Consider the following 2,536-nt stretch of genomic DNA (forward strand, 5'->3'; position numbering starts at 1 on the left):
CCGACCCTGCGGCCGGTTCCTGCCCCGAGGTGATCTCGGTCGTCATCTGGCGTCTCTCCCTTGATCGGTCGATCAGCCGTTATTTGTACAGTCCCTGCCTGTCTGACCGTGGTAGACGTTGTGGCAGTGGGTCATCCACCGACCGGGGTTGGTGGCGTCGAAGTCGACGGTGACCGTCCGGTTCGGGATGACGATGACGGTGTCCTTGCGGGTACCGCTCCCGGTCACGGCGAAGGTGTGCCCGTGCAGGTGCATGGGGTGGAACATGGTCGTGCTGTTGACGAATTCGAGCCGCACCCGCTCACCTTGCTCGACCAGCAGCGGGTCGGCGTGGCCAAAGGTGACACCGTTGATCGTCCACCGATAGGGCATCATCGACCCGCCCAGCACCAGCCGGTGCACCCGGTCCGGTCGCTTCCTGGTCAGCGCCACGCTGTCGGCCGCGGGCAACGTGTGGGTAAGCAGCACGTCCCGGTCCAGCTCCGCCGGCCAAGCGGTAGCCGGCGGCGGGTCGCCCGCGCAGGTGCGGACCAGGGCCAGCCCTTGCCCGGTCTTCCCCTCGGCGGCGGCGACCAGTGGGAACACCCCGTCGTTGAGCTCCACCATGACATCTACCCGCTCGCCCATGCCGAGCAAGACCGCATCGGCCGTCGTCGGGACGACCGGGAAGCCGTCGGTGTGGGTGACCGTCAACCGATGCCCGCCCAGTGCCACCCGGAACGCCGTGTCAGAACCGGCGTTGACCAACCGGATTCGCGCGCGCTGCCCGGGCCTGGCGCGGAACGTGACGGGCGCGGCGGGGACACGCCCGTTGATCAGGTAATGCGGGTACGCGACGTCCCCGGCGCCGCCGAGCAGCGGCGAGGTCATCATCTCCATTCCACCCATGTCCCCGTGCCCGCCCATGTCACCGGGACCTGTGCCGTCCATTGCGCCGTGGCCCGTGCCCGGCGTGTCGCCGGTGCTACCGTGATCCATGCCCGGCGTGTCACCGTGGCCGGCCATCGCGGTCAGGGCGGCGAGTACGTCCTCCGGGGTGCGACCGGTGCCGTCGACCCAGTCGTCGAGCACCACGATCCACTCGTGGTCATAGTCGCCAGCGTCCTGCGGGTCATCAATGACGAGGACGCCGTACAGCGCCCGATCGAGCTGCAGCCCCGTGTGCGGATGGTAGAAGTACGTGCCAGGGTCGGGGGCTGTGAACTCGTAGCGGTGCCTGCCCCCGCTGGGGATCGGCGCCTGGGTGAGACCCGGTACGCCGTCCATGTCGTTGCGCAGCGCCACGCCGTGCCAGTGAATGCTGGTGTCTTCGGGCAGGTCATTGACGACGTCGACCCGGATCAGATCGCCGGCGCGAGCCCTGATCAGCGGCCTGGCCAGGTCGTCTGCGTAGCCCCAGGTCGGTACCTTCGGTCCGCCGAGGTCGATGGTGACCGGGCGGGGGTTCAGTGTCGCGGTCACGGTGGCCGAATCACGACGGTGGCGGGCCACCTCGACGTGGACTGACAGGTCGGCCTGCGGACCAGCCGCCTGAGGTTCAAGGGCACCGCTGGCCCGGGCGGCGGCAGCGGTTCCTGCCAGCCCCACCGTCCCCGCCAGTCCGACCAGCAACCGACGGCGGGTGATGGCAGGCGTCATGACAGCTCCTCGGTCGGCAACGGCGGCGACGGCAGTTGCCGGCGCGGCGGTTATCTCATGTGCAGTCTCGCTGCGACGCCGGACGCGAGGAGAGTTTCACGAGGGATTGCCCGGTTTGGGTGGCTGTCTAATGATGCTGCAGGCCCACCGAGCTCAGGCGGTTTCTGGCACTGCGTCCCGTTCGTGGAAGACATGTGTGCTCCGGCCCACGCGCGCGCCGTCTGCACAACTGGCCTCGGCCACCGGCCGGGGCTGCTGTCTGACCATGTGCCGACATCTCCAGCCTTGTGATCACAATCGGCGAGCCGGACGGATGGACAGGCTGTCCTTGCTGTCCTGCCTGGTGCTGGAGTCTTCTGGTTCGCTCGCACTCCGGCGGCTGGGGCGCGGCGAGGGCGCACCGGTCCCTCCGGCAAAAAAGATGCGATACGGCTTGGGGGTAGGGGTAGGGTTCCCTGCTGCCCGTCGAGCTCCCCGAACCCCGCTGCAGCAGGGAAGGGTGGGGCGTGGCCGGCGAGTTGCCATATACCCCTAGGGGGTATATGGTGCTGGTGGAGGTGGACGGCATGAGACACGAACACACGACCCATACGGACCCGGCGCACCTGACCGATGAGGCGCGGCACCACGGGCATCAGGTGCAGGTGGGCGAGCAGAGGCCTGGTGGGCCGCATGAGGGGCATCCAGGCGGTCCCCGGCCGGCGGGTAGCCACGACGGCCACCACCACGCGGGGCACGGATCCGGCGGTGGACACGGCGGTCATGACAAGCACGCGCGGCACGGATCTGCCAGTGGTCACGGTGGCCACCACGGCCACGCGGGGCATGGATCTGCCGGTGGGCACGGCGGTCATGACATGCATGCGGGGCACGGCGGTCATGACAAGCACGCGGGGCA

1 protein-coding gene is annotated in these 2,536 nt (G+C 68.9%); it reads right to left on the reverse strand.

What is annotated here, in order from left to right; genetic code table 11:
- Window positions 1–72: 72 nt before the first annotated feature.
- Entirely contained in the window at window positions 73–1,638 is a 1,566-nt protein-coding gene (locus ABT006_RS34925) for a multicopper oxidase family protein (RefSeq protein WP_350712742.1), read from the reverse strand.
- Between the last annotated feature and the right edge of the window lie 898 nt (window positions 1,639–2,536).

The organism is Micromonospora sp. NPDC002717 (assembly GCF_040295705.1).
Taxonomy (GTDB): Bacteria; Actinomycetota; Actinomycetes; order Mycobacteriales; family Micromonosporaceae; genus Micromonospora.

Bases quoted from the DNA above. Each gene is read 5' to 3' on its own strand.
- ABT006_RS34925 (WP_350712742.1), bottom strand. From the start codon at position 1,638: ATGACGCCTGCCATCACCCGCCGTCGGTTGCTGGTCGGACTGGCGGGG.